The organism is Streptomyces sp. NPDC031049 (assembly GCF_055571015.1).
In genome coordinates this window covers 47222-69686 of the sequence record NZ_JBVIGC010000022.1, presented here as the reverse complement: position 1 = coordinate 69686, position 22465 = coordinate 47222, and the positions used below count along the sequence as shown (strand labels likewise).

General features: G+C 73.1%; 21 protein-coding genes. 12 read left to right on the top strand and 9 right to left on the bottom strand.

The window, feature by feature from the left end:
* Nucleotides 1–22: 22 nt before the first annotated feature.
* Nucleotides 23–868, bottom strand: coding sequence for an MIP/aquaporin family protein (locus ACZ45Q_RS29645; protein WP_468266907.1), 846 nt, complete (start codon nt 866–868; stop codon nt 23–25).
* A gap of 209 nt (nt 869–1077) precedes the next feature.
* Nucleotides 1078–2160, bottom strand: a complete 1083-nt coding sequence (locus tag ACZ45Q_RS29640; protein WP_468266905.1) for a glycoside hydrolase family 43 protein — start codon at nt 2158–2160, stop codon at nt 1078–1080.
* Between the two features lie 158 nt (nt 2161–2318).
* Between ACZ45Q_RS29640 and ACZ45Q_RS29635 the strand changes: the two genes are divergently transcribed.
* From ACZ45Q_RS29635 to ACZ45Q_RS29615, 5 genes are all read left to right on the top strand, one after another.
* Nucleotides 2319–3209, top strand: coding sequence for an MBL fold metallo-hydrolase (locus tag ACZ45Q_RS29635; protein ID WP_468266903.1), 891 nt, complete (start codon nt 2319–2321; stop codon nt 3207–3209).
* Nucleotides 3210–3365: 156 nt separating this feature from the next.
* Nucleotides 3366–4835, top strand: coding sequence for an aldehyde dehydrogenase family protein (locus tag ACZ45Q_RS29630; protein WP_468267011.1), 1470 nt, complete (start codon nt 3366–3368; stop codon nt 4833–4835).
* Between the two features lie 122 nt (nt 4836–4957).
* Entirely contained in the window at nt 4958–5473 is a 516-nt protein-coding gene (locus ACZ45Q_RS29625) for a GNAT family N-acetyltransferase (RefSeq protein WP_468266901.1), read from the top strand.
* 205 nt (nt 5474–5678) lie between these two features.
* Nucleotides 5679–6086 carry a YciI family protein gene (locus ACZ45Q_RS29620; protein WP_468266899.1) on the top strand — a complete coding sequence of 136 codons (408 nt, stop codon included), beginning with the start codon at nt 5679–5681 and terminating at the stop codon, nt 6084–6086.
* A gap of 17 nt (nt 6087–6103) precedes the next feature.
* Nucleotides 6104–7246: an RNA polymerase sigma factor gene (locus tag ACZ45Q_RS29615; protein ID WP_468267009.1), complete on the top strand. Its 1143-nt coding sequence runs from the start codon at nt 6104–6106 to the stop codon at nt 7244–7246.
* A gap of 49 nt (nt 7247–7295) precedes the next feature.
* Here ACZ45Q_RS29615 and ACZ45Q_RS29610 read toward each other — a convergent pair whose 3' ends face one another.
* Nucleotides 7296–8018 (bottom strand): potassium channel family protein, encoded by a 723-nt coding sequence (locus ACZ45Q_RS29610; RefSeq protein WP_468266897.1) that lies wholly within the window; start codon nt 8016–8018, stop codon nt 7296–7298.
* Entirely contained in the window at nt 8011–9390 is a 1380-nt protein-coding gene (locus ACZ45Q_RS29605) for a TrkH family potassium uptake protein (RefSeq protein WP_468266895.1), read from the bottom strand. Before ACZ45Q_RS29605 ends, ACZ45Q_RS29610 begins: the two co-directional genes overlap by 8 nt.
* A 390-nt stretch (nt 9391–9780) precedes the next feature.
* Between ACZ45Q_RS29605 and ACZ45Q_RS29600 the strand changes: the two genes are divergently transcribed.
* Nucleotides 9781–10128: a VOC family protein gene (locus ACZ45Q_RS29600; protein ID WP_468266893.1), complete on the top strand. Its 348-nt coding sequence runs from the start codon at nt 9781–9783 to the stop codon at nt 10126–10128.
* Nucleotides 10129–10391: 263 nt separating this feature from the next.
* Nucleotides 10392–11222: an alpha/beta fold hydrolase gene (locus ACZ45Q_RS29595; protein WP_468266891.1), complete on the top strand. Its 831-nt coding sequence runs from the start codon at nt 10392–10394 to the stop codon at nt 11220–11222.
* 9 nt (nt 11223–11231) lie between these two features.
* Here the strand turns inward: ACZ45Q_RS29595 and ACZ45Q_RS29590 are convergent, their stop codons facing one another.
* Both ACZ45Q_RS29590 and ACZ45Q_RS29585 read right to left on the bottom strand, forming a co-directional pair.
* Nucleotides 11232–12023, bottom strand: a complete 792-nt coding sequence (locus tag ACZ45Q_RS29590; RefSeq protein ID WP_468266889.1) for a PIG-L deacetylase family protein — start codon at nt 12021–12023, stop codon at nt 11232–11234.
* A 144-nt stretch (nt 12024–12167) separates the two neighbouring features.
* Nucleotides 12168–13133 carry a LysR family transcriptional regulator gene (locus ACZ45Q_RS29585; protein WP_468266887.1) on the bottom strand — a complete coding sequence of 322 codons (966 nt, stop codon included), beginning with the start codon at nt 13131–13133 and terminating at the stop codon, nt 12168–12170.
* A gap of 301 nt (nt 13134–13434) precedes the next feature.
* Between ACZ45Q_RS29585 and ACZ45Q_RS29580 the strand changes: the two genes are divergently transcribed.
* Together ACZ45Q_RS29580 and ACZ45Q_RS29575 are read left to right on the top strand one after the other, a co-directional pair.
* Nucleotides 13435–14409 (top strand): serine hydrolase, encoded by a 975-nt coding sequence (locus ACZ45Q_RS29580; protein ID WP_468267007.1) that lies wholly within the window; start codon nt 13435–13437, stop codon nt 14407–14409.
* Between the two features lie 84 nt (nt 14410–14493).
* Nucleotides 14494–15525 (top strand): MBL fold metallo-hydrolase, encoded by a 1032-nt coding sequence (locus ACZ45Q_RS29575; protein WP_468266885.1) that lies wholly within the window; start codon nt 14494–14496, stop codon nt 15523–15525.
* On the opposite strand, the gene ACZ45Q_RS29570 is transcribed toward ACZ45Q_RS29575, so the two are convergent.
* The 3 genes from ACZ45Q_RS29570 to ACZ45Q_RS29560 form a co-directional block, all read right to left on the bottom strand.
* Complete coding sequence (locus ACZ45Q_RS29570) at nt 15522–16697, bottom strand: Cmx/CmrA family chloramphenicol efflux MFS transporter (RefSeq protein ID WP_468266883.1); 1176 nt, start codon at nt 16695–16697, stop codon at nt 15522–15524. The genes ACZ45Q_RS29575 and ACZ45Q_RS29570 overlap by 4 nt on opposite strands.
* Nucleotides 16698–17074: 377 nt before the next feature.
* Nucleotides 17075–17494 carry a TIGR03618 family F420-dependent PPOX class oxidoreductase gene (locus tag ACZ45Q_RS29565; RefSeq protein ID WP_468266881.1) on the bottom strand — a complete coding sequence of 140 codons (420 nt, stop codon included), beginning with the start codon at nt 17492–17494 and terminating at the stop codon, nt 17075–17077.
* 138 nt (nt 17495–17632) lie between these two features.
* A complete protein-coding gene (locus tag ACZ45Q_RS29560) occupies nt 17633–18679 on the bottom strand; it encodes a vWA domain-containing protein (protein ID WP_468266879.1) in 1047 nt (348 codons plus the stop codon).
* Between the two features lie 237 nt (nt 18680–18916).
* Between ACZ45Q_RS29560 and ACZ45Q_RS29555 the strand changes: the two genes are divergently transcribed.
* The 3 genes from ACZ45Q_RS29555 (at nt 18917) to ACZ45Q_RS29545 (ending at nt 22404) form a co-directional block, all read left to right on the top strand.
* On the top strand, nt 18917–19906 hold the full coding sequence (locus ACZ45Q_RS29555) for an LLM class flavin-dependent oxidoreductase (protein WP_468266877.1): 990 nt from the start codon (nt 18917–18919) through the stop codon (nt 19904–19906).
* A 183-nt stretch (nt 19907–20089) separates the two neighbouring features.
* Entirely contained in the window at nt 20090–21067 is a 978-nt protein-coding gene (locus ACZ45Q_RS29550; RefSeq protein ID WP_468266875.1) for an alpha/beta hydrolase, read from the top strand.
* 122 nt (nt 21068–21189) lie between these two features.
* Complete coding sequence (locus tag ACZ45Q_RS29545) at nt 21190–22404, top strand: acyltransferase family protein (protein ID WP_468266873.1); 1215 nt, start codon at nt 21190–21192, stop codon at nt 22402–22404.
* Nucleotides 22405–22465: the final 61 nt, after the last annotated feature.

Here is a 22465-nt window from a genome sequence, read left to right as displayed (position 1 = left end):
TTGCCGCCTCTCCGGGCCGGGGTCAGGGCTCTGGCGTCGGGACGCGTCCCGGCGGCTCGGGTTCCGCCGCCGGCAGGAACCGGCCGATGAGCGCCTTGTACAGACCCGCACCCAGCACGCCGCCGATGAGGGGTCCGAGGATCGGCACCCAGAAGTAGAGGTTCCCGTACTGATCTCGCCACGCCCCGCCGTAGCCGGTGAGGAAACTGGCCAGCCGGGGGCCGAAGTCGCGCGCGGGGTTGATGGCGTAGCCCGCGTTGGTGCCCCAGGCCATGCCGATCGCGACGACGATCAGGCCGATGATGAACGGGGCCAGATTGGCACCCGGCGGTGTGTTCAGCAGGTCCGTGACGGCCATGACCAGCAGCAGCAGGATGGCCGTGCCGATGATCTGGTCACGGAAGGCGCCCCACTCGCCGACCGGCAGGTTCGTGTTGCCGTTGGCGGGGAGCGTGGAGAACACGCCCTGTGTCTTGATGGTGTGCCCGGGGTCGGCCTTCGCCAGGGCCTCCGTGTAGTTCCAGCGGACCAGGAGCGCCGCCACGAAGGCGCCGGCCGTCTGGGCCACCGCGTACGGCGCCACCTTGCGCCAGGGGAAGCCTTTGAACACGGCCAGACCGAGTGTCACCGCGGGGTTGATGTGGGCGCCGCTCAGGCGCGCCGCCACGTACACACCGAGGGTGACGCCCAGGCCCCAGGCCCACGCGATGCTGTCGTGGTCACCGAGGCCGCCCGCCGGATCGGTCAGGGCGCCGCCGGCGACGACCTGGGCGACGACGCCGCAGCCGAAGAGGATGAGGACCATCGTGCCCGCGAACTCGGCCGCCAACTCGCCCGGCAGGCCGGACCGTTTGCGCCACTCAGCCATGGGAGCCCACCTTCCGCCGGCGAGACCGAGCGTCGAGCGCTCGAGTCCCTCCTGGAGAGATTAAGGGCATATGTGGTAATTCGCACCCAGAGGTGAGAGGGAGTTCGCTCCCAGAGGTGAGGGGGAGGGTGACCCGGCTGAACTTCTCCGCGGCCAGCGGATCGGATCCAGGTACGGCTGCGACGAGACGCGCGCGGAGAACCCGGGGGTCACTCGAAGAACTTCAGGCTCCAGCCGGTGTCCCGCTCGGGGCCGGGGACGTTGCTGCGGCTGTACGTCGTGTTCCCCCACCAGGCGAACGTCCCGGTGTACCAGTAGCGGTTCTCCCACGCGTACGGCGTTCCCTTCGGCACCGCGTGGAACATCAGCGGGAACCTCGGGCCGGCCGGGGGGCTCGTGGCGATGTCGCCGTCGAGCAGGACGAAGGTGTGGTGGCCGGGGCCGTCGATGTACAGCGTCGGGTCCCAGCCGGCCATCATGGTCGCCCGGTGCGAGCCGAACAGGCAGCCGTTGGACTTGTACCAGTCCCAGACGTACGTCGGGTCGCCGCCGGCGCGCAGCCGCAGGTCGGCCAGGCAGTACCGGTCGCTCCAGCTGCCGTTGGCGGAGTAGACGATGTGCAGCTGCCCGTTCGGGTCCTTGATCGGCTCCGGGGCCTCGTTGATGTACGGGTTGCCGACCACGCGCTCCCAGCTCTCCCTCGGCTGGGAGATGACGTACCGGGGTCCCGTCGGGGTGGTCGGGCTGCTCATCCGCGCGATGTAGAGGTTCTGCTCGACGTTGGTGTCGCCGGCCCAGCCGGACCAGACGAACCAGCGCTGCCCGCCGAAGGTGAACAGGGTCCCGTCGATGGCCCACTTGTCGTCGGGCAGGGCCAGCTTCGTCTCGGCGGTGTAGCCGCTGTCGGGGGTGGCCGAGCTGATGACGTACATGCGGTGGGCCGGTCCGCGTCCGGCCGAGAAGTAGATGTAGTACCGGCCGCCGTCCCGCACGATCTCGGGCGCCCAGACCTCGCCGAGACCGCGGCTGTCGGACCACACCTGCCGGGCGGGCGCCGACGCGAGGACGTCCGTCGAGGGGGCCTGGCGGACGGCGATGCCGCCGCCGGTCGACTGCACGGAGATGTAGGTGCCGCCGACCCTCAGCACGCTCGGGTCCGCGGCCCGCAGGCCGGTCTGTCCCGCCCGGGCCGGCTCCGCGACGGCCAGGGACAGGGCGGCGGCGAGGACCGCGGCGAGGACCGCGGCGAGCGCGAAGGCACCGGCGCGGGAGAGCGGTCGGAGGAGTTGCATCGCGTCGTCTTCCTTCCTGACGTACCGCTCCTACATCGATGTAAAGGGCTCTCCGGGCAGCATGCTGAATTGAAGAGCACCTGTCAATATCGGGCGGTTCCCCTTGGTAGGCTCCGCCGGACCGGCTCGTCGAGGGGTTCGAGGGGGCAGCGGCCGAGATGCGGACCAAGGGATACACGGCGGTCGAGTACGGCGGTGTGAGCGTGCTCGTCGGCGCCGAGCGGGGCGCCTACCCGTACGGCAACTCGCTGCTGGTCCGGGGCGCGTCGGCGTCCCTGGTCGTCGATCCCTCGCTGTCGCTCCTTCAGGGGGCACCGCCCGCGGACCTGGTCCTGGTCAGCCACGCCCACGAGGACCACATCGCCGGCCTCGGCGGCTACGACGTGCCGGTGCACGTCCATGAGGCCGACCTCGCCGCGCTGCGCTCCCGGGCGGCGCTGCTCGCCGGGTACGGCCTCCCGCCCGACGCGGCAGCCGAGTTCGAGCAGACCCTGCGGGACCGGTTCCACGTGCACGGCCGCCCGGACGCGACGGGCTTCACGGACGGCACCGTGTTCGATCTCGGCGGGCGCACCGTGACCGTCGTCCACCTCGCCGGTCACACCACGGGCCACTCGGGCTTCCTGATCGAGCCGGACGGCTTCCTCTTCGTCGCGGACATCGACCTGACGTCGTTCGGCCCGTACTACGGCGACGTCGACAGCGACCTGGCCGACTTCGAGGAGTCGATGCGCCGCTGCCGGGACATCGACGCGCGCTGGTACGGCACGGCCCACCAGAAGGGCGTGATCGAGGGCGCGGCCGAGTTCCGGCGGCGGCTGGACGCCTTCGCCGGCGTGGTGCGGCGGCGGGAGGCGACGCTGCTGGCGTTTCTCGCCGAACCGCGGACCGTCGAGGAGATCGTCGACCACCGTCTGGTCTACCGGCCCCATGTCGAGGGAGCGCACGTCAGGACGGTGGAGCGCAGGACCGCGGCGCAGCACCTGGACCGGCTGCTGGGCGACGGCCGGGTCCTGGAGGCGGGGCAGGGCAGGTACCGCGCGGCGTAGCGTCGCGCAGGCGCGGGCGCAGGCCCGGGGGGCGTGGCTCGTGCCGCGCCGACCCGCGGGGGGCGCTCGTGCTGCGCCCTCCCGGCGGCGCGACTACTGTCGGTGCGTGACGCACCGGACGTCCTCAGGGGCGCCGTCCTGACCCGGGAGGTCGCAGTGCCGGAGCTCTTCATCGGCGGTGACTGGGTCGCCGCGGCAGAGGGCGGGAGGCGGGAGATCCGCTGTCCCGCCGACGGATCGCTGGTCGCGACGGTCGACGAGGCGGGCCCCGAGGACGCCTCCGCGGCGATCGCCGCGGCACGCGAGGCCTTCGACCACGGCCCCTGGCCACGCACCCCGGCCGCCGAGCGCGGGGCCCTGCTGCTGCGCGTCGCCGCGCTGCTGGAACGCGATCGGGACGCCTTCGCCCGCGCCGAATCCCTCGACACCGGCAAACGGCTCGTCGAGAGCGGCTACGACATGGACGACATCGCGGGCTGCTTCCGCTACTTCGGCAACCTGGTCGCCGCGGGCGGCGACGACCGCATCGTCGACACCGCGGAAGGCGGCGTCGACAGCCGGGTCGTCCACGAGCCGGTCGGGGTGTGCTCACTGATCACCCCCTGGAACTACCCCCTGCTCCAGACCGCCTGGAAGGTCGCGCCCGCCGTCGGCGCCGGCAACACGTTCGTGCTCAAACCCAGCGAACTGACCCCGCACACGGCCATCATGCTGATGCGGCTGCTCACCGAGGCCGGGCTGCCCCCGGGAGCGGCGAACCTGCTGCTCGGCACCGGACCGGCCGTCGGCGCCCCGCTCACCGAGGACCCGAGGGTCGACCTCGTGTCCTTCACCGGCGGTCTCGTCACCGGCCGGCGCATCATGGCGGCGGCGGCCCCGACGGTGAAGAAGGTCGCCCTGGAACTCGGCGGCAAGAACCCCAACATCGTCTTCGCCGACGCGGACTTCGAGGCGGCGGTCGACCACGCCCTGATGGCGGTCTTCCTCCACTCCGGCCAGGTCTGCTCGGCCGGCGCCCGGCTGCTGGTCCAGGACGACCTGCACGACGCCTTCGTGGACGCGATCGTCGAGCAGGCCGAGCGCATCCCCCTCGGCGGGCCCTTCGACGAGAACGCCCGCACCGGGCCGCTGATCTCCGCCGCCCACCGCGACAAGGTCGAGGCGTACGTCGCGGCCGGGCTGGCCGAGGGCGCGGTGCTGCGCTGCGGCGGCCGGCGCCCGGAGCGCGAGGACCTGCGGGACGGCTTCTACTACCTGCCGACCGTGCTGGACGAGTGCCACGCCGGGATGTCCGTGATCCGCGACGAGTCCTTCGGGCCGGTCCTGACGGTGGAGCGGTTCCGTGACGAGGACGAGGCGGTCGCCCTGGCCAACAGCACCGTCTACGGTCTGGCGGGCGCCGTGTGGACCGAGGACACCGCCCGCGGCCACCGTGTCGCCTCCCGGGTCCGCGCCGGCACCCTGTGGATCAACGACTTCCACCCGTACGTCCCCCAGGCCGAGTGGGGCGGCATGAAGCAGTCCGGCTTCGGCCGCGAACTGGGCCCCGCCGGCCTGGCGGAGTACCAGGAGACCAAGCACATCTGGCGCCGGCTCTCACCCGCTCCCCAGCGGTGGTTCGCCTAGGCGCCGGCGCACACAGGCCACCCGCACACGGGCCACCGGCATGCAGGCCACCCGCACACGGGCCACCACCTCACATGCCACCATGGGCGTATGCCGAACGGACCACGGAAGGAGACGGCGGCATGCCCCAGGCCCCCGGCCCGGCCGGCGCGGCGATCGTGCCGCTGACCGCCGAACACGCCGAGCAGGTCCTCGCCATCTACCGCGCCGGCATCGAGGAGGGCAACGCGACCTTCGAGACCGCCGCCCCGACCTGGGAGGCGTTCGACGCCGCCAAGCTGCCCGGACACCGCTTCGCCGCCGTCGACGAGAACGGCACGGTGCTCGGCTGGGTCGCCGTGAGCCCCGTCTCCGACCGGTGCGCCTACGCCGGAGTGGTCGAGCACTCCGTCTACGTCCACCCGGCGGCCCGCGGCCGGGGAGTCGCCTCGGCGCTGCTCAAGGCTCTGGTGGAGTCCACCGAGGCGGCGGGGATCTGGACGGTCCAGTCCGGGATCTTCCCGGAGAACACCGCCAGCCTCGCCGTCCACGAGCGCGCCGGATTCCGGGTCATCGGCACCCGCCGGCGCATCGGCCGGCACCACGGCGTGTGGCGGGACGTGGTCCTCGTGGAGCGGCGCAGCCCCGTGATCGACTGAGCGGGACGACCGCGCCTCACCGCCCGGACCCCGCCGTCCCACCCACCCGCCCACCTGCCTGCCGGTCCGCCGCCCGGGGCCCGTTTCCCCGCCCCGGAAAAAAATTCCGAGAAAAGCCGGCCGGCGATGTCGAGACCGGGCGGTCGGCACCGTCCCCGGGGTGAAGGCGACCACAATGGGTCGCACCGGACCGAGGAGAGACACCATGGCCAAGTACTTGCTGCTGAAGCACTACCGCGGCGCCCCGACCCCCGTCAACGACGTGCCCATGGACCAGTGGACGCCGGAGGAGATCTCGGCGCACATGCAGTACATGCAGGACTTCGCGGACCGGCTGGAGAAGACCGGCGAGTTCGTCGACGGTCAGGCACTCGCCCCCGAGGGCAGCTGGGTCCGGTACGACGGCGAGGGGCGCCCGCCGGTCACCGACGGTCCGTTCGCCGAGACCAAGGACCTCATCGCCGGCTGGATGGTGATCGACGTCGACAGCCACGAGCGCGCCGTCGAACTGGCCGGGGAGCTGTCCGCCGCCCCGGGAGCCGGCGGCGAGCCGATCCACGAGTGGCTCGAGCTGCGCCCGTTCCTGACCGCTCCGCCCACCATCACGGAGTGACCTCCCAGGTGACCGAGATGGACGAGGCCCTGATCCGGAGCCTCACCCCGGGCGTCCTCGGGATCCTCCGCCGCCGCGGAGCCGACTTCGCGGCGGCGGAGGACGCCGTCCAGGAGGCGCTGGTCGAGGCGGTCCGCGTCTGGCCGGCCGACCCGCCGCGGGACGCCAAGGGCTGGCTGGTCACCGTGGCCTGGCGCAAGTTCCTCGACGCGACCCGGGCGGACGCAGCCCGACGCCGGCGGGAGGACCTGGCCGACGAGGAGCCCGCGCCCGGACCCGCGCCCGACGTGGACGACACCCTCCAGCTCTACTTCCTGTGCGCCCACCCGTCCCTGACGGCGTCGTCCGCGGTCGCGCTCACCCTGCGCGCCGTCGGCGGGCTCACCACCCGCCAGATCGCCCGGGCCTACCTGGTGCCCGAGGCGACCATGGCGCAGCGCATCAGCCGGGCCAAGCGCACCGTCTCCGGCGTGCGGCTGGACCAGCCCGGCGACGTCGCCACCGTGCTGCGCGTGCTGTACCTGGTCTTCAACGAGGGCTACTCGGGCGACGTCGACCTCGCCGCCGAGGCCATCCGGCTCACCCGGCAGCTCGCGGCGGCCATCGACCACCCCGAGGTCGCGGGACTGCTCGCCCTCATGCTGCTCCACCACGCCCGGCGCGCCGCCCGGACCGCGCCGGACGGCAGTCTGGTGCCGCTCGCCGAGCAGGACCGCCGCCGGTGGGACACGGAGACGATCGCCGAGGGCATCGGCATCCTCCAGACCGCGCTGGCCCGCGACCGGCTCGGCGAGTTCCAGGCCCAGGCCGCCATCGCGGCGCTGCACGCCGACGCCCGCACCGCCGAGGAGACCGACTGGGTGCAGATCGTGGAGTGGTACGACGAGCTGACGCGGCTGACCGACAGCCCGGTCGTGCGGCTCAACCGCGCCGTGGCCGTCGGCGAGGCCGACGGTCCGCGCGCCGGCCTCGCGGCACTCGCGGAGCTGGACGACTCGCTGCCCCGCCGCACCGCGGCGGCGGCCTACCTCCACGAGCGCGCCGGCGACCGGGCTACGGCGGCACGGCTCTACGCGGAAGCGGCCCGCAAGGCCCCGAACCTCGCCGAACGCGACCACCTGACACGCCAGGCCGCCCGGCTCAACGCGCACCGCCTCTGACCCGCCGCCGGGTTCCCGGGCCCGGCCCGCCGCGGACCGCGCGCCGGACTCAGCCGAGTTCGGCGAACGCCTCCACCGCGTGGGTCTTGCCGGTGACGACGATGACGTCACCGTGCTCCACGACCGTCTCGGCGGTGGCGTACGTGAAGTCCTCGCCCGGCCGTTTGATGCCGACGACCGTCACGCCGAACCGGCTGCGCACCCGGCTCCGGCCGAGCGGGACGCCGGTGGCGACGCCCGGGGCGACGGTCTTCACCAGGGCGTAGTCGTCGTCGAACTCGATGAAGTCCAGCATCCGGCCGGTGACGAGATGAGCGACCCGCTCGCCCATCTCGTGCTCCGGCAGGACGACGTGGTGGACGCCGAGGCGTTCGAGGATCTGGCCGTGCTGGCGGCTCACCGCCTTGGCCCAGATGTTGGGCACCCCGGCCTCCAGCAGGTTGGAACTGACCAGCATGCTCGCCTCGATGTCCGTGCCGATCGCGACGACGGCGCTGGTGAAGTCCTGGACGCCCAGCTGGCGCAGCGTCTCCGGGTCGGTGCAGTCGGCGACGGCCGAGTGGGTGAGCGCCTCGCTGTGCCTCTGCACGAGGCGGGCGTTGGTGTCGAGGCCGAGGACGTCCCAGCCCCGGCGCATCAGCTCGTTGGCCAGCGAGGTCCCGAAGCGGCCGAGGCCGATGACGGCGACCCGCTGGTCGCCGCAGCCGTGGCCACCGGGAACGGCGGCGCGCTTGCGGCGCCGCCTGCGCAGGAAGTGCGTGTGGTCAGCCAATGATCGGTCGCTCCTCGGGGAGTTCGTAGCGGCGGGTGCGCTCGCGCAGGGCCAGCGCGGAGACCAGGGTGATCGGACCGAGACGGCCGACGAACATCAGGCCCACCAGCAGCAGTTGCCCCGCGTCCGGCAGGCCGGCGGTGATGCCGGTGGACAGGCCCACCGTGGCGAAGGCGGAGACGGCCTCGAAGAGCACCGGCTCCATCCCCTCGTCCACCAGCGTGAGCAGCAGCAGCGTCGAGCCCATCACGAGCCCCACTCCGAGCAGCGCCACGGTCAGGGCCTGACGCAGCACATGGGCGGCGAGCCGCCGGCCCAGCACCGCCGAGTGCGGCTCGCCGCGCACCTCGGCGATGATCGCGACGAGCAGGACCGCGAAGGTGGTCACCTTGATACCGCCCGCCGTCCCGGCGCTGCCGCCGCCGATGAACATCAGCACGCACGTCAGCAGCAGCGTCGACGCCTCCATGGCGCCGATGTCGACCGCGTTGAACCCCGCCGTGCGCGTCATGGCGGAATGGAAGAAGCCGTTGAGGACCTTGCCGGCCGTGGAGTGCGGGCCGAGCGTGCCGGGGTTGGTCCACTCCAGCGCGCAGGTCAGTGCCGCCCCGGCGACCAGCAGGACGGCCGTGGTGACCAGCGTCAGCTTGGTGTGCAGGCTCCAGGTGCGGCGCCCCGTCGTGCGCTGCCGGTGCCGGTGGCGCAGCACCTCCAGGAGCACGGGGAAGCCGATGCCGCCGAGGATCACCGCGACGGCGACGGGCAGCAGGACCCACGGGTCGTCCCCGTAGCGGGTGAGGCTGTCGGCGTGCAGGCCGAACCCGGCGTTGTTGAAGGCCGACACGGCGTGGAAGGAGCCGAGGTGCACGGCCCTGCCGATGTCCTCGCCGTACCCGTACCGGAAGCGCAGCGCCAGCACGGCGCCGACGCTCAGCTCGACGATCAGCGTGGAGCCGGCGACGCCCAGCAGGACCCGGCGTACGTCGCCGATGCCGAGGCTCTTCGTCTCCGCCTGGGCGGTGAGCTGCATCCGCAGCCGCAGCCGCCCGGAGATGAGCAGCGCCAGCAGCGAGGCCATCGCCATGATCCCGAAACCGCCGACCTGGATCAGCCCGACGATCACGCCCTCGCCGAAGGCGCTCCAGTACGCGCTCGTGTCCACGACGGCGAGACCGGTGACGCAGACCGCGGACGTCGCGGTGAACAGCGCGGTCACCGGTCCGGTCGCCGAGCCGTCCGCGGAGGAGACCGGCAGCGCCAGCAGCACCGTGCCGACCACCACGACGCAGGCGAACGCCACGACGACGGTACGAGCGGGGTGCGCGGCCAGCAGGGACGACCGTGACCGCGCCCGGTTCGTCAGTGCCGTCACCCCGCCTCCCTCCGCTCTCGGCGCCGGCTGTTCCGGGTGGGTCCGCGGCGACTGCGGGCCGCGAGCCCGGCACACCTTACCCGCGGAGGTGAGCGTGACGGCGCGTCCCGTGCGGTGGCGACACGCGGCCGTGGGCCGGTCGTGGGAGCCGGCGCCGACCAGGGACGACGTCCGCGTCAGGATGTCGTCAAGATGGCCCCTCGGCCCGTATGGAACGCGTCAACGAAGGCCCGGAAGGGCGCGGAGGGCATGTGCTCGTCCTCACAACTGACGAACCGGCAGGCACCCGCCGCACGGGCCGCGTTCCGGCGGTCTCCGGACCCCGTCCACCCGTTCCTGGTGTCGAATGGGCCACGGAAGCCGTCACACCCCACCTGCTCGGAGTCGTCGATGACCGTTCGCCGTGTCGTGCCCATCGTCCAGTCGGACACCCCGCGGGGGAACCTGGACTTCTACCGCCTGCTGGGTTTCGAGGAGGTCATGGATCTCGGCTGGATCACGACGATGGCCTCGCCGTCCACCCCGTCGGCCCAGGTCAGCTTTGTGACCAGGGACGAGACCGCTCCGGTCACGCCGGACATGAGCGTGGAGGTGGACGACGTGGACGCGGTCCACGCGGCGGTGCGGGACAGCGGCGCGGAGATCGTCCATCCCTTGCAGGACGAGGAGTGGGGAGTGCGGCGGTTCTTCGTCCGCGACCCCGACGGCCGGGTGATCAATGTGCTGAGCCACCGCTGACGGCCCGACGCCTCCCGGGGCCGGGCGACCCCGCCACGTCTCCGGGCGGCCGGCGACCGGACATGAAGGAAGGCGGACCTGGGCGTAGCCTGACTGGCAGGGAACCGGAACGACCGCCCGAGCCGAGTCCAGGCTTCGCGCACGTCCGCGTCCGTTTTCCGTCCACGTCCGCCGGGAAACGGCGAACGCCGCCCCGTCCGGCGGGACACCGGCGGACCCCGCACGACCCGGCTGCCTCGGCCTGCACCCCGGAAGGAACAGCCATGGGCACGGTCACCACCTCGGACGGCACGACCATCTACTACAAGGACTGGGGCCCGCGCGACGGCCGGCCGGTCGTCTTCCACCACGGCTGGCCGCTCAGCGCCGACGACTGGGACAACCAGATGCTGTTCTTCCTGTCCCACGGCTACCGCGTCATCGCCCACGACCGGCGCGGACACGGGCGTTCCGGCCAGCCTTCGACGGGCCACGAGATGGACACCTACGCAGCCGACGTCGCGGCCCTGACCGACGCGCTCGATCTGCGGGGCGCCGTGCACATCGGACACTCCACCGGCGGCGGCGAGGTCGCGCGCTACGTCGCGCGCGCCGAGCCGGGCCGGGTCGCGAAGGCCGTGCTCGTGGGCGCCGTCCCGCCCCTCATGGTCAGGACCGAGAGCAATCCGGGCGGCCTGCCGATCGACGTCTTCGACGCGTTCCGCACGTCCCTCGCCACCAACCGCGCCCAGTTCTACATCGACGTGCCGTCGGGCCCCTTCTACGGGTTCGACCGGGACGGCGCGACCGTGTCCCAGGGCCTCATCGACAACTGGTGGCGGCAGGGCATGATGGGCGCGGCCAACGCCCACTACGAGTGCATCAAGGCGTTCTCCGAGACCGACTTCACCGAGGACCTGAAGCGGATCGACGTGCCGGTCCTCGTCGCGCACGGCACGGACGACCAGGTCGTGCCGTACGCCAACTCGGCACCGCTGTCGGCCGCGCTGCTGAGGCACGGCACGCTCAAGTCGTACGAGGGGCTGCCGCACGGCATGCTGTCCACCCACCCGGACGTCCTCAACCCCGACCTCCTGGAGTTCGTGAAGTCCTGACGCACCCGGTCACCGCTCCCAGGGCGGCGGTCCTTCGAAAGCCAGGTGGTGCACGTCGAAGAGGACCGCCGCCGCCACGCCGAGCGCGGGGCCGGCCGTCCTCGCCGCCCAGGTCAGGAACGGGCGGGGCTCGAAGCCCTGCGGCCCCAGCCCCTTGGTGTACTCGGCGTGGGCGGCCAGCGAGGCGATGCCGCGCTCGAGCGGTTCACCGGTGACGTCCACCCCGTGCGTGGGGCGCTCGGCGCCCGCCACGCACACGAAGCGGACGCCGCTCCACGGAGCGAGGCCCTCGTCGGCCAGCTCCGGGAAGATCCAGCGGTTGCCCGCGTCCCGCGCGGCGTCCAGGGCCGCCAGGCCGACCGCCCGGTGATCGGCCTGGTTCGTGAGGCCGCCGACCATCCGCACGGTGAACGCACCGGTCACCACCACCTCGGGCCGGTGCCTGCGGACGGCCCGCACGATGTCGCGACGCAGCGCGGGGCCGTACTCGACGATGCCGTCGCGGTGGTCGAGGAACTCCACCGTGCCGACGCCGACCTCGCGCGCCCCGGCCCGTTCCTCCGCCTCCCGCAGCGGCCCGGCCCGTTCGGGCGTCAGACCGTCGATGCCGGCCTCACCGCGGGTGACGAGCAGATATGTCACCTGCTTTCCCTGGGCGGTCCACCGCGCGACCGCCGAGGCCGTGCCGTACTCGATGTCGTCCGGATGCGCCGCCACGGCCAGACACCGGTCCCAGTCCTCCGGCAGCGCCGGCAGCGTGCCCTGGACGCCGAAACCGCCCGTGTGCTCCTGAGTCGTCATGCCCAGATGATGACGGTCCGAGCGCCTTGGCCGACAGATGCCGGTACGTCCGTCGGGGGCATGTCGCCGCAGCGAACGGCGGCGGGAACCGAGCGGCCGCCGACGCCGGGCGTCACGGCCGCGGAGCCCGCGCCGGAGCGCGGCCTAGCCGTACACCACCGACCACGGTCGCGGGTCGGCCGGGCTGTGACGCGCCGGCTCGCGGCCCGTGACCGCGGTGTGGTCGCGGGACAGGACCCCGGCCGCGAGGTCGGCGAAGCGGCGCGCGGCCGGGTGCGCCGCGCGGCCGGCCGGCCAGGCGCCGCTGATGCGCAGCGTGAGCGGGCGGCCCGCCAGCGGACGCCAGGCGACCCGGGGCTCCTTGCGGGCCACCGGCCCCTGGTCGAAGGCGACGCCGTGCCCCGCCGTCACCAGCGCCAGCAGGAACTCGGGATTCGACGCGTGCCGCACCCGTCCGGGGACGAAGCCCCCGGCGCGGCACACGTCGAGGACCCGGTCGTACCAGCCGGCCGCCTGCGCCCGCGGGAAGAGGACGAGGTCGTGGCCGGCCAGCTCGCCGAGCGTCACCTCCGGCAGCCGGGCCAGCGGCGAGGTGCGGGGCAGGACGACACCCAGGTCCAGTGACACCTCCGGACCCAGGCGCAGTTCGGTGGCGTCGACCGGATGGTGCACGAGCCCGACGTCCAGCCCGCCGGTCGACAGCAGCCGCACCTGCTCCTCGGTCGTCACCTCCTGAAGGTCGACGGAGAGTTCCGGGGCGTGTTCCGCGCAGGCGGTCAGCAGCGCCGACAGCACGGCGGCGGTGGTGTCCGGCGGCACGCCGGCGCGGAGCGTGCCGAGGCCCCCGTCGGCGGCCCGGCGGGCCAGTGCGCGCAGCCGCTCCTCCCGGGCGAGCAGTTCGTGGACCTCGTCGAGCAGTGCCGCGCCGGCGGGGCTGAGCCGGACGTTGCGCTGCGAGCGGTCGAACAGCTCGGCCCCGAGTTCCCGCTCCAGCCGGCGGATGGCCTGGCTGAGCGGCGGCTGGGCCATGCCGAGCCGCTCGGCCGCCCGGCTGAAGTGCAACTCGTCGGCTACGGTGACGAAAAGACGCAGGTGGCGTAGGAGGTCCACGCCAAGGACCTTACGTGAGGGCCGTACGGGGAGGGAGAGCGCGTTGTCGGCACTGGGCGGGGAGCCCGGCCGCCACGAGGGCCGGACGACCATGGAGCGGCGTTCGCACAACGGGCGGTCGCCGGCCGGGGAGCCGAGGAGCGGGTGGCAGCCGGCCGGGGAGCGGGGCGCCGGGAGCTGGGGGATGGAGGGGCGCGTGACCGAGGAGCGGGTGGTCGAGGAGCAGGTGACCGAGGAGCAGGTGACCGAAGAGCGGGTGACCGAAGAGCGGGTGACCGAGGAGCAGGTGACCGAAGAGCGGGTGACCGAGGAGCAGGGGGTCGAGGAGCGGATCCGGCGGGTCTTCACCGGTGCGGGGGCCGAGGGCCGGCTGCACGCGGTCCCCGTACCGGCGGTCCCGGCGTTCCCCGTACCGGCGGTCCCGGCGGCCCCCGGGCGGTCCGCCTCCGAGCCCGGTGGCCGCGAAGTCGCCCTAGGAGCCGACGAACCCGTCGTCATCGCGTCGATCTTCAAGGTGCTGCTGGTGCTGGAGTTCGCCCGGCAGGCCGCCGCCGGGCAGCTCGATCCGACGGAGCGCGTACGCGTGACCGCGGCCGACCGGCTCGGCGGCTGGGGGACCGCCGGCTGCCTGGACGACGTCGAGCTGTCCCTGCGCGACCTCGCCCACTTCACGATGTCGGTCAGCGACAACACGGCGGCCGACCTGCTGCTGGCCCGCGTCGGCCTGGACACCGTACGGCTGCTCGCGAAGGAACTCGGCCTGGACCGGACCCGCATCGTGGGCGGACCGCGCGAACTGCTGGAGTCGATGCTCGCCGAGGTCGGGGCACGCGACGAACGGGAGTTCGCCGTCCGCTACCCGGCACTGCCCGACGACCGCAAGCGACGCCTGACCGTCCTCGACCCCCGGCACACCACGGCCGCCACCCCTCGTGAGATCACCCGGCTGCTCGGGCTCGTCTGGAGCGACGCCGCGGGCCCGCCGGAAGCCTGCGCGCTGGTACGCGACCTGATGGCCCGCCAGGTGTTCCGGCACCGGCTGGTGTCGGGTTTCCCGGACGACGTGGCGGTCGCGGCCAAGACGGGCACCCTGCCCGGGCTGCACATGGAGGCGGGCGTCGCCCGCTACCCCGACGGCCGGTGCTACGCGATCGCCGTGTTCGCCCGCACCCACGACCTGACCGCCTCGCGCGCCACCGTCGACGCCGCCATCGGCAGGGCGGCGCGCATCGCCGTCGACTTTCTCCGGGACGCCCCTCACGGGGACGGCCGGTGACCAGATCACATATGCGCTCACGTATCACCAGGACCGGATCAAGGTCTTGGACAGGGCGGTCCGCGTCCTGATCTGCTGACGCCCATGACCCGGAAACCCCATGTCAAGACCCCAGCGGCCGATGCCTCCCACCACGGTCCCGACCGCCGTACGGTGCTGCGCGGCGCCGCGCTCGGCGCCGCCACCCCGCTGATCCCGGCCGCGGCCACGACCGCTCAGGCCGCCTCGGCCGGTGACCGCCGGCGAGACGGCGGACCGGCCTCGGGCACGGCGTCGCTGCGCTGGCTCGGCACCGCGGGATGGCGCATCGACGTCGGTGACCGGACCGTGCTCTTCGACCCGTACCTCACCCGCTTCCCCACCGGCCTGTTCGACGGCGCCTTCGACCCGGACACCCGGCTGCGGTCCAGCCCGGAGGCCGTGGACGCGCACATCGGCCGCCCCGGACTCGTCCTGGTCAGCCACTCCCACTGGGACCACCTCGCCGACGTGCCGCACATCGCCAGGTCCACCGGCGCCCGGGTCGTGGGCACCGAGACCACCTACCACCTGCTGGTCGCGCTGGGCGTCGACGCCGGGCAGATCTCCGTGGTGAAGGGCGGCGAGGTGCTGGACTTCGACGGGATCGTCGTCGAGGCCGTCCCGAGCCTGCACAGCCGCAACCGGAAGTGCTCCTACTTCGCCCCGGGCACGCTCAACGCGCCGCCCGCGAGCGTCCCGGCCACCATCGCGGACCTGCCGGAGGGCGACACGCTCGCCTTCCAGGTGACGGCCGGGCACGGCGGCCCGTCGGCGTTCCTGATGGGCGCCAGCGACTTCTCCGAGCGGGCGGTACGGGGCCTGCGCCCCGACCTGGCGATGGTGGCCGTGCCCTCCAGCACCGCCACCTACCGCTACGTGCCCCGACTGCTCGGCGCCCTCGGCTCCCCCCGCGTGGTCGTCCCCGTCCACTGGGACCACTTCGAGCGCCCGCTGAGCGGTTCGCCGGTGCGCGACCCGTCGATGGACCTGGACGCCTTCCTCACCGAGGTGAAGAAGGCGTCACCGTCCTCGCGCGTCGTCGTCCCGGACTACCGCACCGTGTACGACGCCGCCATGCGACCCGAGAGCCGCTAGGCGCCGCGTGCCACGACGTCGGCGACGTTCGCGCGGAGGGGGAACGCCACGAGCAGCGCGACGGCGACCAGGAGTCCGCTCGCCCACAACGGTCCGAGGTTCCCGGCCGCGGTGCCGAGGGTGGTGGCGGCGATCAGGGGGCCGGTGGCGGCGCCGACGTTGAGGGCGGCGGTCGCGTACGAGCCGGCCATGGTGGGGGCTCCCGCGGCCTCGTAGAGGACCCGTGTGATCAGCGTGCCGCCCAGCGCGAACGACAGCGCGCCCTGGACGAACGCGAGGCCGAACAAGGCGACCGGCTGGTCGGCCAGCACGGCCAGGGCCGGCCAGCCGAGGAGCAGGAGCGGACCACCGACGGCGAGGACCGCACCCGGGCGGTGGTCGGCCAGCCGTCCGGCGACGGTGACGCCGACGAAGGAACCGGCACCGAAGAGCACCAGCACGACGGAGACCCACCATTCGTCCAGCCCGGCGGTGTCGGTCACCACGGGGGCGAGGAAGGTGAAGCTCGCGAACGTCGCCGCGTTCACCAGCGCCCCCAGCAGCATGACCAGGACCAGCCGCACCCTGGTGAGCTGGGAGAGCTCCGCTCGCAACGCCGGCCCGCCGGCCGCCTGATCTTTCCCCGCGCGTTCGGCGAAGTCGCCCTTCAGGATGCCGAGGGCCGCGGGCAGGCAGACAGCGGCGACCGCCCAGAAGGTGGCCCGCCAGCCGAAGGACGTGCCGAGCACCGATCCTCCGGGCACGCCGACGACGGTGGCCATCGTCGAGCCCGACAGCAGCACGCCCAGCGCGCGTCCCTTCTTGTCGGACGGGACCACGGCGGCGGCAGCCGTCAGCGCGACGGCCAGGAAGCCGGCGTTCGCGAGCGCGGCGACGACCCGGGTGGCGCACAGGACCGGGAAGCTGGTGGTGGTGGCGCCCACGACGTGTGCCGCCGCGAAGACGAGGACGAAGCCCAGAAGGCTGGAGCGCCTGGGCCAGTTGCGGGCGAACGCGGCCACCAGCGGGGCGCCGGCCACCATGCCGACCGCGAAGGCCGAGGTGAGCACGCCCGCGGTCCCGACGGTGACGTCGAGCTCCGCGGCGATGTCCGGCAACAGGCCGGCGAGCATGAACTCCGAGGTGCCCATGGCGAAGATGGCCAGGGCAAGCAGGTACAGCGGGAGAGGCATCGAAGACTCCGAGGCGAGGAGAAGCACGAGAGGGACATCTCGTCACCGCGGCCAGCCCCGGGGCGCACTCTCCGCACCACGCAGCGGGGTGCGACGAAAGGGCCGGAAGCTCAGGGCTCGGAGTTCAGACGCTCAGAGCCGAGACGCTCTGAGCGCAGATGCTCAGAAGTGCAGAGTTCAGGGGGCTGACGGCGTGACCGAAAGCCCCCACCCTGTCCGACTCAGGACTCGACATGCTCCGCACGCTACCCGACCGCCACCCGAGGAGGCACCTCGGTTTTCCCGGCACCCCCCGCGTCACTCCTCCCCGCCGAGGGAGCACCACTTCAGGGACCACCCCCTCAGGGACCTCCTCCTCGGGGACCACCAAGCAGCGGCTACCAGCCCGGCGGCTTCGCCGTGCCCAGGGCGCGCGTCACGGTGATCTCGATGACCACCCGGCGGGGATTCACCCGCGGTGTCCGGTACCGCTCGCGGTAGCGGCGCTCGGCGTCGGCCACGGAGGCGGCGTCGTCCCTGATGACGGCACGGCCCTCGAGAGTGCACCAGCGCCGGCCGTCCACCTGCGCCACGGCCACCCGGGCTTCGGCTCCCGCCGCCAGGGCGGCGCGGATGTTGCGCACCTTCCTGCTGGCACCGTCGGTGATGACGCGGGCGATGCGGGTCTCGGGGTCGTACGTGACACCGACCGGGGTGAGGTGCGGGCTGCCGTCGGGACGGAGCGTGGTCAAGAAGCACGTCCGGCGCTCCTGCCAGAACGTGGCGTCTCCGGTGGTCTGCGGCGCGGCGGTGTCCAACGGTCGGTCTCCTCGTTGCGGGCGGCCTCGGGGCGCGACGGCCCCGAGCGCCGGTGCGGCGCGGGGACCGTCGCTCCGCACCGTAACGCGGAGCCGGCACCGGCGGAGCCCCGGTCGGCGGCCGGCGGGGCCGGGGCGTCAGCTCATGAGCAGCAGACGCGTGTTCGGTATGAGCTTCCGGTTCACGCTGGTGCTCTGCACGAAGATCGTGAAGTCGTCGTTGTGGTCGGGCTTGACGCGGACCTCCACGTCGGGCAGGCCGAGCAGGGCCCGGGCCTCGGGACCCGTGTACACCTGGTCCGACTTCTTCTCCAGCACCGCGATCTGCTTGTGGGCCTGGATCTTCTCCGACTTGCTCAGCTGGTAGTACGCCGCGCCCGTGCGGTAGGTGTGACCACTCTCGACGACCCACTCCCGGATCCCCGCGTCACGGGCCACCGGGATCAGCTGATACGCCGACGGGTCCAAAGGAGTCAGGCCGGCCGCCTTGATGGTGCTGCTGTTGACGGCGTCCGCGCCCGTGGAGAACACCGCCCGCGATCCCCGGATGCCCTTGGTGCGGCCGATCATGAACTTCTCGGTGGCCTGCTGGATGACCTGCCCGGCCTCGTGCAGGCCCTGCGTGCTGGTGGCGTCCCAGATGGCGATGTTGTCCTTCGGGAAACCGCACTGCATCGCCTCGCGCTTGCCCATCTGGTCCGGCACGAGGACGGCCAGCGTCCAGTTGTCCTGCTGGGTCTCGATCATCTCGGCCACGGCGTCGACCAGCTGACGCTGATTGCGGGTGGGGGCGTCCTTGCTGCGGCTGCGGTGACTGGCGTTCTCCTGACCGTCGGTCAGGATGAAGGTGAGGAAGCTGTGGTCGCCGTAGAGCTGGGCGGTCTGCGCCAGTTCATGCTGGGACTTCAGCGCGGCCGCCAGCAGGGCCGTCATCCCGCCGGTCCGGTACAGCTGCTTCAGCGACGGCATCCGCAGCACGTCCTTGTCGTAGATGACGCACTCCACCTCGTTGGCGAAGACGTACACCGTGACGCGGGTCTCCTGGTCCAACTCCCGGGAGCGACGGGCGAGATACTCGATCTGCTGGTCGGCGACATCGACGACCTTGCCGCTCAGGTGGGACATGGACGAACTGGCGTCCAGCACGAGGGCGACGTGGTTGATGTAGTTCTGGCTCCGGGACAAGACGGCTCCCCCTCTTTCCGATTCGTTGCTCACAGCCTCTCACCCACCACTGACAATCGATCTTGGTCGCCTTCGGGCGATCACCGCCGCGAACCGACCGGCCCGGAACCGGCTCCAGCGCGTGAACCCCGTCGCGGAGGCGGTGATCGGGTCGATGACGGTCGGTTTCCGGCCGGTGAGCGCGGACGGGCCCGGCCGCGGCCGTTCCCCGCGCGCCTGTCCGGCCATACTGGTCACATGATCGCCGTGCCGCTCTCCGTGCTGGAAGTCGCGATGGTTCAGTCCGGCACCCACGCCGCCGACACCCTGCGCGACACGACCGAGTTCGCCCGCCGAGTCGAGGGGCTGGGCTACCGCAGACTCTGGTACGCCGAGCACCACCGCTCACCCGCCATCGGCGCCTTCCCTCCCGTCGTGCTGATCGCCCACGCCGCCGCGTCCACCTCCCGCATCCGGCTGGGTTCCGGGGGCGTGCTCGCCCCCAACCACTCACCGATCATGCTGGCCGAACAGTTCGCCACCCTCGCGGCACTGCATCCCGACCGCGTCGACCTCGGAATCGGCCGCGGCCCGGGCACACTCGACGAGCCGACGGCACGGGCGCTGCGCCGTGGCGCGGCACCGACCACGGACGAGGAGTACGGGCAGGACGTGGCGGCGACCCTGCGGTTCCTGCACGAGGACGTGACGGGCCTCGGCGCGCTGCCCGAGCCCTGGCTGCTGGCCTCGAGCACGGCGGGCGCCGGCCTCGCGGCGCGGCTCGGTCTGCCGGTCGCCGTCGCCCACCACATCCGCCCCGACAACACCGCCGCCGTGATCGACCACTACCGCGCCCGCTTCACCGCCTCCCGCTGGTGCGCCGGCCCACGCGTCTTGCTCTGCGTGGAGACGGTGTGCGCGCCCACCGACGACGAGGCGTCCTGGCTGGCCGGCCCGATGAACGTCGTCAAGGCCGGACTCCTGAAGGGACGAGGAGACATCCCGTTCCCCTCACCCGAGCAGGCGGCCGGGCACTCCTTCACCGACGAGGAACGCCAGGGCCTGGCCCACTTCCGCGCCCAGCAGGCCCACGGCACTCCCGAGACGGTCGTGCGGCGGCTCTCGGACCTCGTCGCGACCACGGGCGCGCAGGAACTGATGCTCGTCACCCCCGTGTACGCCCTCGAAGAGCGGCTGCGGTCCTACGAACTGGTCGCCCGGCACGCCGGAGTCCCCGCCACGCCCTGACCCGGCCGCGGGCCGCGCGCACCGGACCGGCGGAAAACCCTCCGCGCCCCAGGGGGGTGGCCCCTGAGCCACCCCCTACCGGGGTATCAATTCCGACTTGGCTCCCCGGTGTGACGCCCCGACGTCCAGCGCCTTCCTACCTTCCTCGCCGTCATCACGGACGCGACGGAGGGAGGCGCACGGATGCGCCGCTTCAGGAAGACGCTGGCCGCCGCCGTACTGGCCACACTGCTGGCGGGCAGCACGGCGGGCTGGACCTCGGCGGGAGCCGGGGTCACGCCGCGCGGTCCGCTTCCCGGCACCGCCGCCTGGCTGGCGGACGACTCCCCGGGCCGGCGGCCGCCGGACCCCGCCACGGCCACCCCGTCCGAGGTGGCCGCCTTCTTCGCCGGCCTGACCGAGACCCAGCGGCAGCGACTGGCCGAGGACCACCCCACCGTGGTCGGCAACCTCGACGGCGCCCCCGTGCGCCTGCGCTACGCGGCCAACGCCTCCGCGGGCCACCAGGTCCTGGCGTACGACCCGCGCGGCCGCGGCCTGATCGCCCGGGTCGTGGGCGACCTGGAGAACGCCCGGCACGTCTCGGTGATCGTCCCCGGCTCGGACATCGACCTCGCGACGTCCGACCGTACGGCACAGTGGGCCGCCGACCTCCAGGCGGAGGCGGGCGACGACACGGCCGTCATCGCCTGGGCCGGCTACACCACCCCCTCCGGCATCGGCCTCGACGCGGCGACCGGCGGGCTCGCCGAAGCCGGCGCCGAGCGTCTCACCCGGTTCACCGACGGACTGGACGCGGCCGGCCTCCCCGCCCCCGCGCTCTTCTGCCACAGCTACGGCTCGGTGGTCTGCGGCCTCGCCGCCTCGGACACCGACGCGAGCGACATCGTCGCCCTGGGTTCGCCCGGCATGCGCGCCGACGACGTCACCGCACTCGGCACCGACGCCCGCGTCTGGGCCGCCAAGTCCCCGGACGACTGGGTCGACCGCGTCCCGCACGTCGAGTTCCTGGGCCTGGGCCACGGCGCGGACCCCACCTCGCCCGGCTTCGGCGCGACGGTCCTGCCCGCCGCCGACGTCCCGTCCCACGGCGCGTACTTCACCCCGGGCACCTCCACCCTGACCGCGTTCGCGGCGATCGCCGGGGGAGGGCACCGATGAGCGCCCCCACGACGCCGACACGGAGGAAGCTTCCTCAGCTCGCGAACTCCACGAACTCCACGAACTCCACGGACTTCACGGACTCCACGAAGTCCGTGAAGTCCATGACCTCCACGAAGCCCATGAAGTCCACGAAGTTCAGGAAGCTGAGGCAACGCACCGCCGAGATCGACGCCCGCACCCCCGCCCACCGCGACCGCGCCGTCGACGGCTTGCGCGCGCTTGCGCTGCTGTCCGTTCCCACCGGCCACTGGCTGCTCGGCGGCTTCACCCTCGACGCCGGTGGCGGCCTGCACAACGCCAGCCCGCTGGCCACCTTCGGCGCACTCGCCCCGGCCGGCTGGATCCTCCAGATGCTGGGCATCTTCTTCCTGGTCGGCGGCTACTCCTCGTACCTCTCCTACCGGCGCCGCACGGGCTCGGCCCGCGCGTGGACCGCCGGCCGGCTCGCCCGCCTCGGCCGCCCGGTCGTCGGCGTCAGCGCCGTATGGGCGCTGCTGCCCGCCCTCCACCACGGCCTCGGCGTCCCGACCGCCACCCTGCACACCGCCTCGACCCTGGTCGTCCAGCCCCTGTGGTTCGTCGGCGTCTACGCCGTGATCACCGCCCTCACGCCGTACTGCGTCCGCGCCTCGCGGCGCCTCGGCCGCTGGGCCGCGGCCCCGCTGCTCGGGTCGGTGGCGGTGGTCGACTTCCTGCGCTACGGGCCGTACGCGGACGCGGTGCCGCCCTGGGTGAGTGTGCTCAATCTGCTCCCGGGCTGGATGTTCGCCTACCAACTGGGGGTGTCCTGGGCGGACGGGCGGCTGGGCCGCCGCGAGGCGTGGCTGCTGCTGTCGGGCGGCGCGGCCCTGTTCGCCACCCTGCTGCTCGCCTTCCACTACCCGGTGTCGATCGTGGGCGTGCCCGGCGCGTCCCGTACCAACTCGCACCCGCCGTCCCTGCTGGTCCTGGCGCTCGCGGCGGCCCAGTCCGGTGCGGCGATCCTGCTGCGCGACCGGCTGGCCCGGCTGCTCGGCCGCCCCGCCCTGTGGGCGCCGGTGGTGGCCGTCAACCTGTCGGCGATGACGATCCTGTGCTGGCACCAGACGGCGATGCTCGCCGCCGCCGTACCCGCCGCCCACCTCGGCGAGATCCCGGGACTGACCACGGCGCCGGACACAGCCGGATGGATCCTGGCGCGCATGGCCTGGATGCCGCTGCTCGCGGGACTGCTCCTGGCGCTCGCGAAGGCCGCCCGGCCCCTGGAGACCCCGTGGAACCGCACCGGCACGGCCCGGCGCGTGGCGGCCGGCGTACTGGCGGCGGGCTTCGCCTGGTTCGCGCTGGCGACATGAGCGAACCGGGCCCCCGGCCCCGGCACCACGGACGCTGTGGGCCGCCCCGCGGTCGCACGTC

Excerpts from the sequence above, each read along its gene's own strand:
- ACZ45Q_RS29635 (WP_468266903.1), top strand. The coding sequence starts at position 2,319 with ATGCGGACCAAGGGATACACGGCGGTCGAGTACGGCGGTGTGAGCGTG.
- ACZ45Q_RS29595 (WP_468266891.1), top strand. The coding sequence starts at position 10,392 with ATGGGCACGGTCACCACCTCGGACGGCACGACCATCTACTACAAGGAC.
- ACZ45Q_RS29600 (WP_468266893.1), top strand. The coding sequence starts at position 9,781 with ATGACCGTTCGCCGTGTCGTGCCCATCGTCCAGTCGGACACCCCGCGG.
- ACZ45Q_RS29640 (WP_468266905.1), bottom strand. The coding sequence starts at position 2,160 with ATGCAACTCCTCCGACCGCTCTCCCGCGCCGGTGCCTTCGCGCTCGCC.
- ACZ45Q_RS29550 (WP_468266875.1), top strand. The coding sequence starts at position 20,090 with ATGCGCCGCTTCAGGAAGACGCTGGCCGCCGCCGTACTGGCCACACTG.
- ACZ45Q_RS29625 (WP_468266901.1), top strand. The coding sequence starts at position 4,958 with ATGCCCCAGGCCCCCGGCCCGGCCGGCGCGGCGATCGTGCCGCTGACC.
- ACZ45Q_RS29555 (WP_468266877.1), top strand. The coding sequence starts at position 18,917 with ATGATCGCCGTGCCGCTCTCCGTGCTGGAAGTCGCGATGGTTCAGTCC.
- ACZ45Q_RS29615 (WP_468267009.1), top strand. The coding sequence starts at position 6,104 with ATGGACGAGGCCCTGATCCGGAGCCTCACCCCGGGCGTCCTCGGGATC.
- ACZ45Q_RS29545 (WP_468266873.1), top strand. The coding sequence starts at position 21,190 with ATGAAGTCCACGAAGTTCAGGAAGCTGAGGCAACGCACCGCCGAGATC.
- ACZ45Q_RS29570 (WP_468266883.1), bottom strand. The coding sequence starts at position 16,697 with ATGCCTCTCCCGCTGTACCTGCTTGCCCTGGCCATCTTCGCCATGGGC.
- ACZ45Q_RS29575 (WP_468266885.1), top strand. The coding sequence starts at position 14,494 with ATGACCCGGAAACCCCATGTCAAGACCCCAGCGGCCGATGCCTCCCAC.
- ACZ45Q_RS29590 (WP_468266889.1), bottom strand. The coding sequence starts at position 12,023 with ATGACGACTCAGGAGCACACGGGCGGTTTCGGCGTCCAGGGCACGCTG.
- ACZ45Q_RS29645 (WP_468266907.1), bottom strand. The coding sequence starts at position 868 with ATGGCTGAGTGGCGCAAACGGTCCGGCCTGCCGGGCGAGTTGGCGGCC.
- ACZ45Q_RS29620 (WP_468266899.1), top strand. The coding sequence starts at position 5,679 with ATGGCCAAGTACTTGCTGCTGAAGCACTACCGCGGCGCCCCGACCCCC.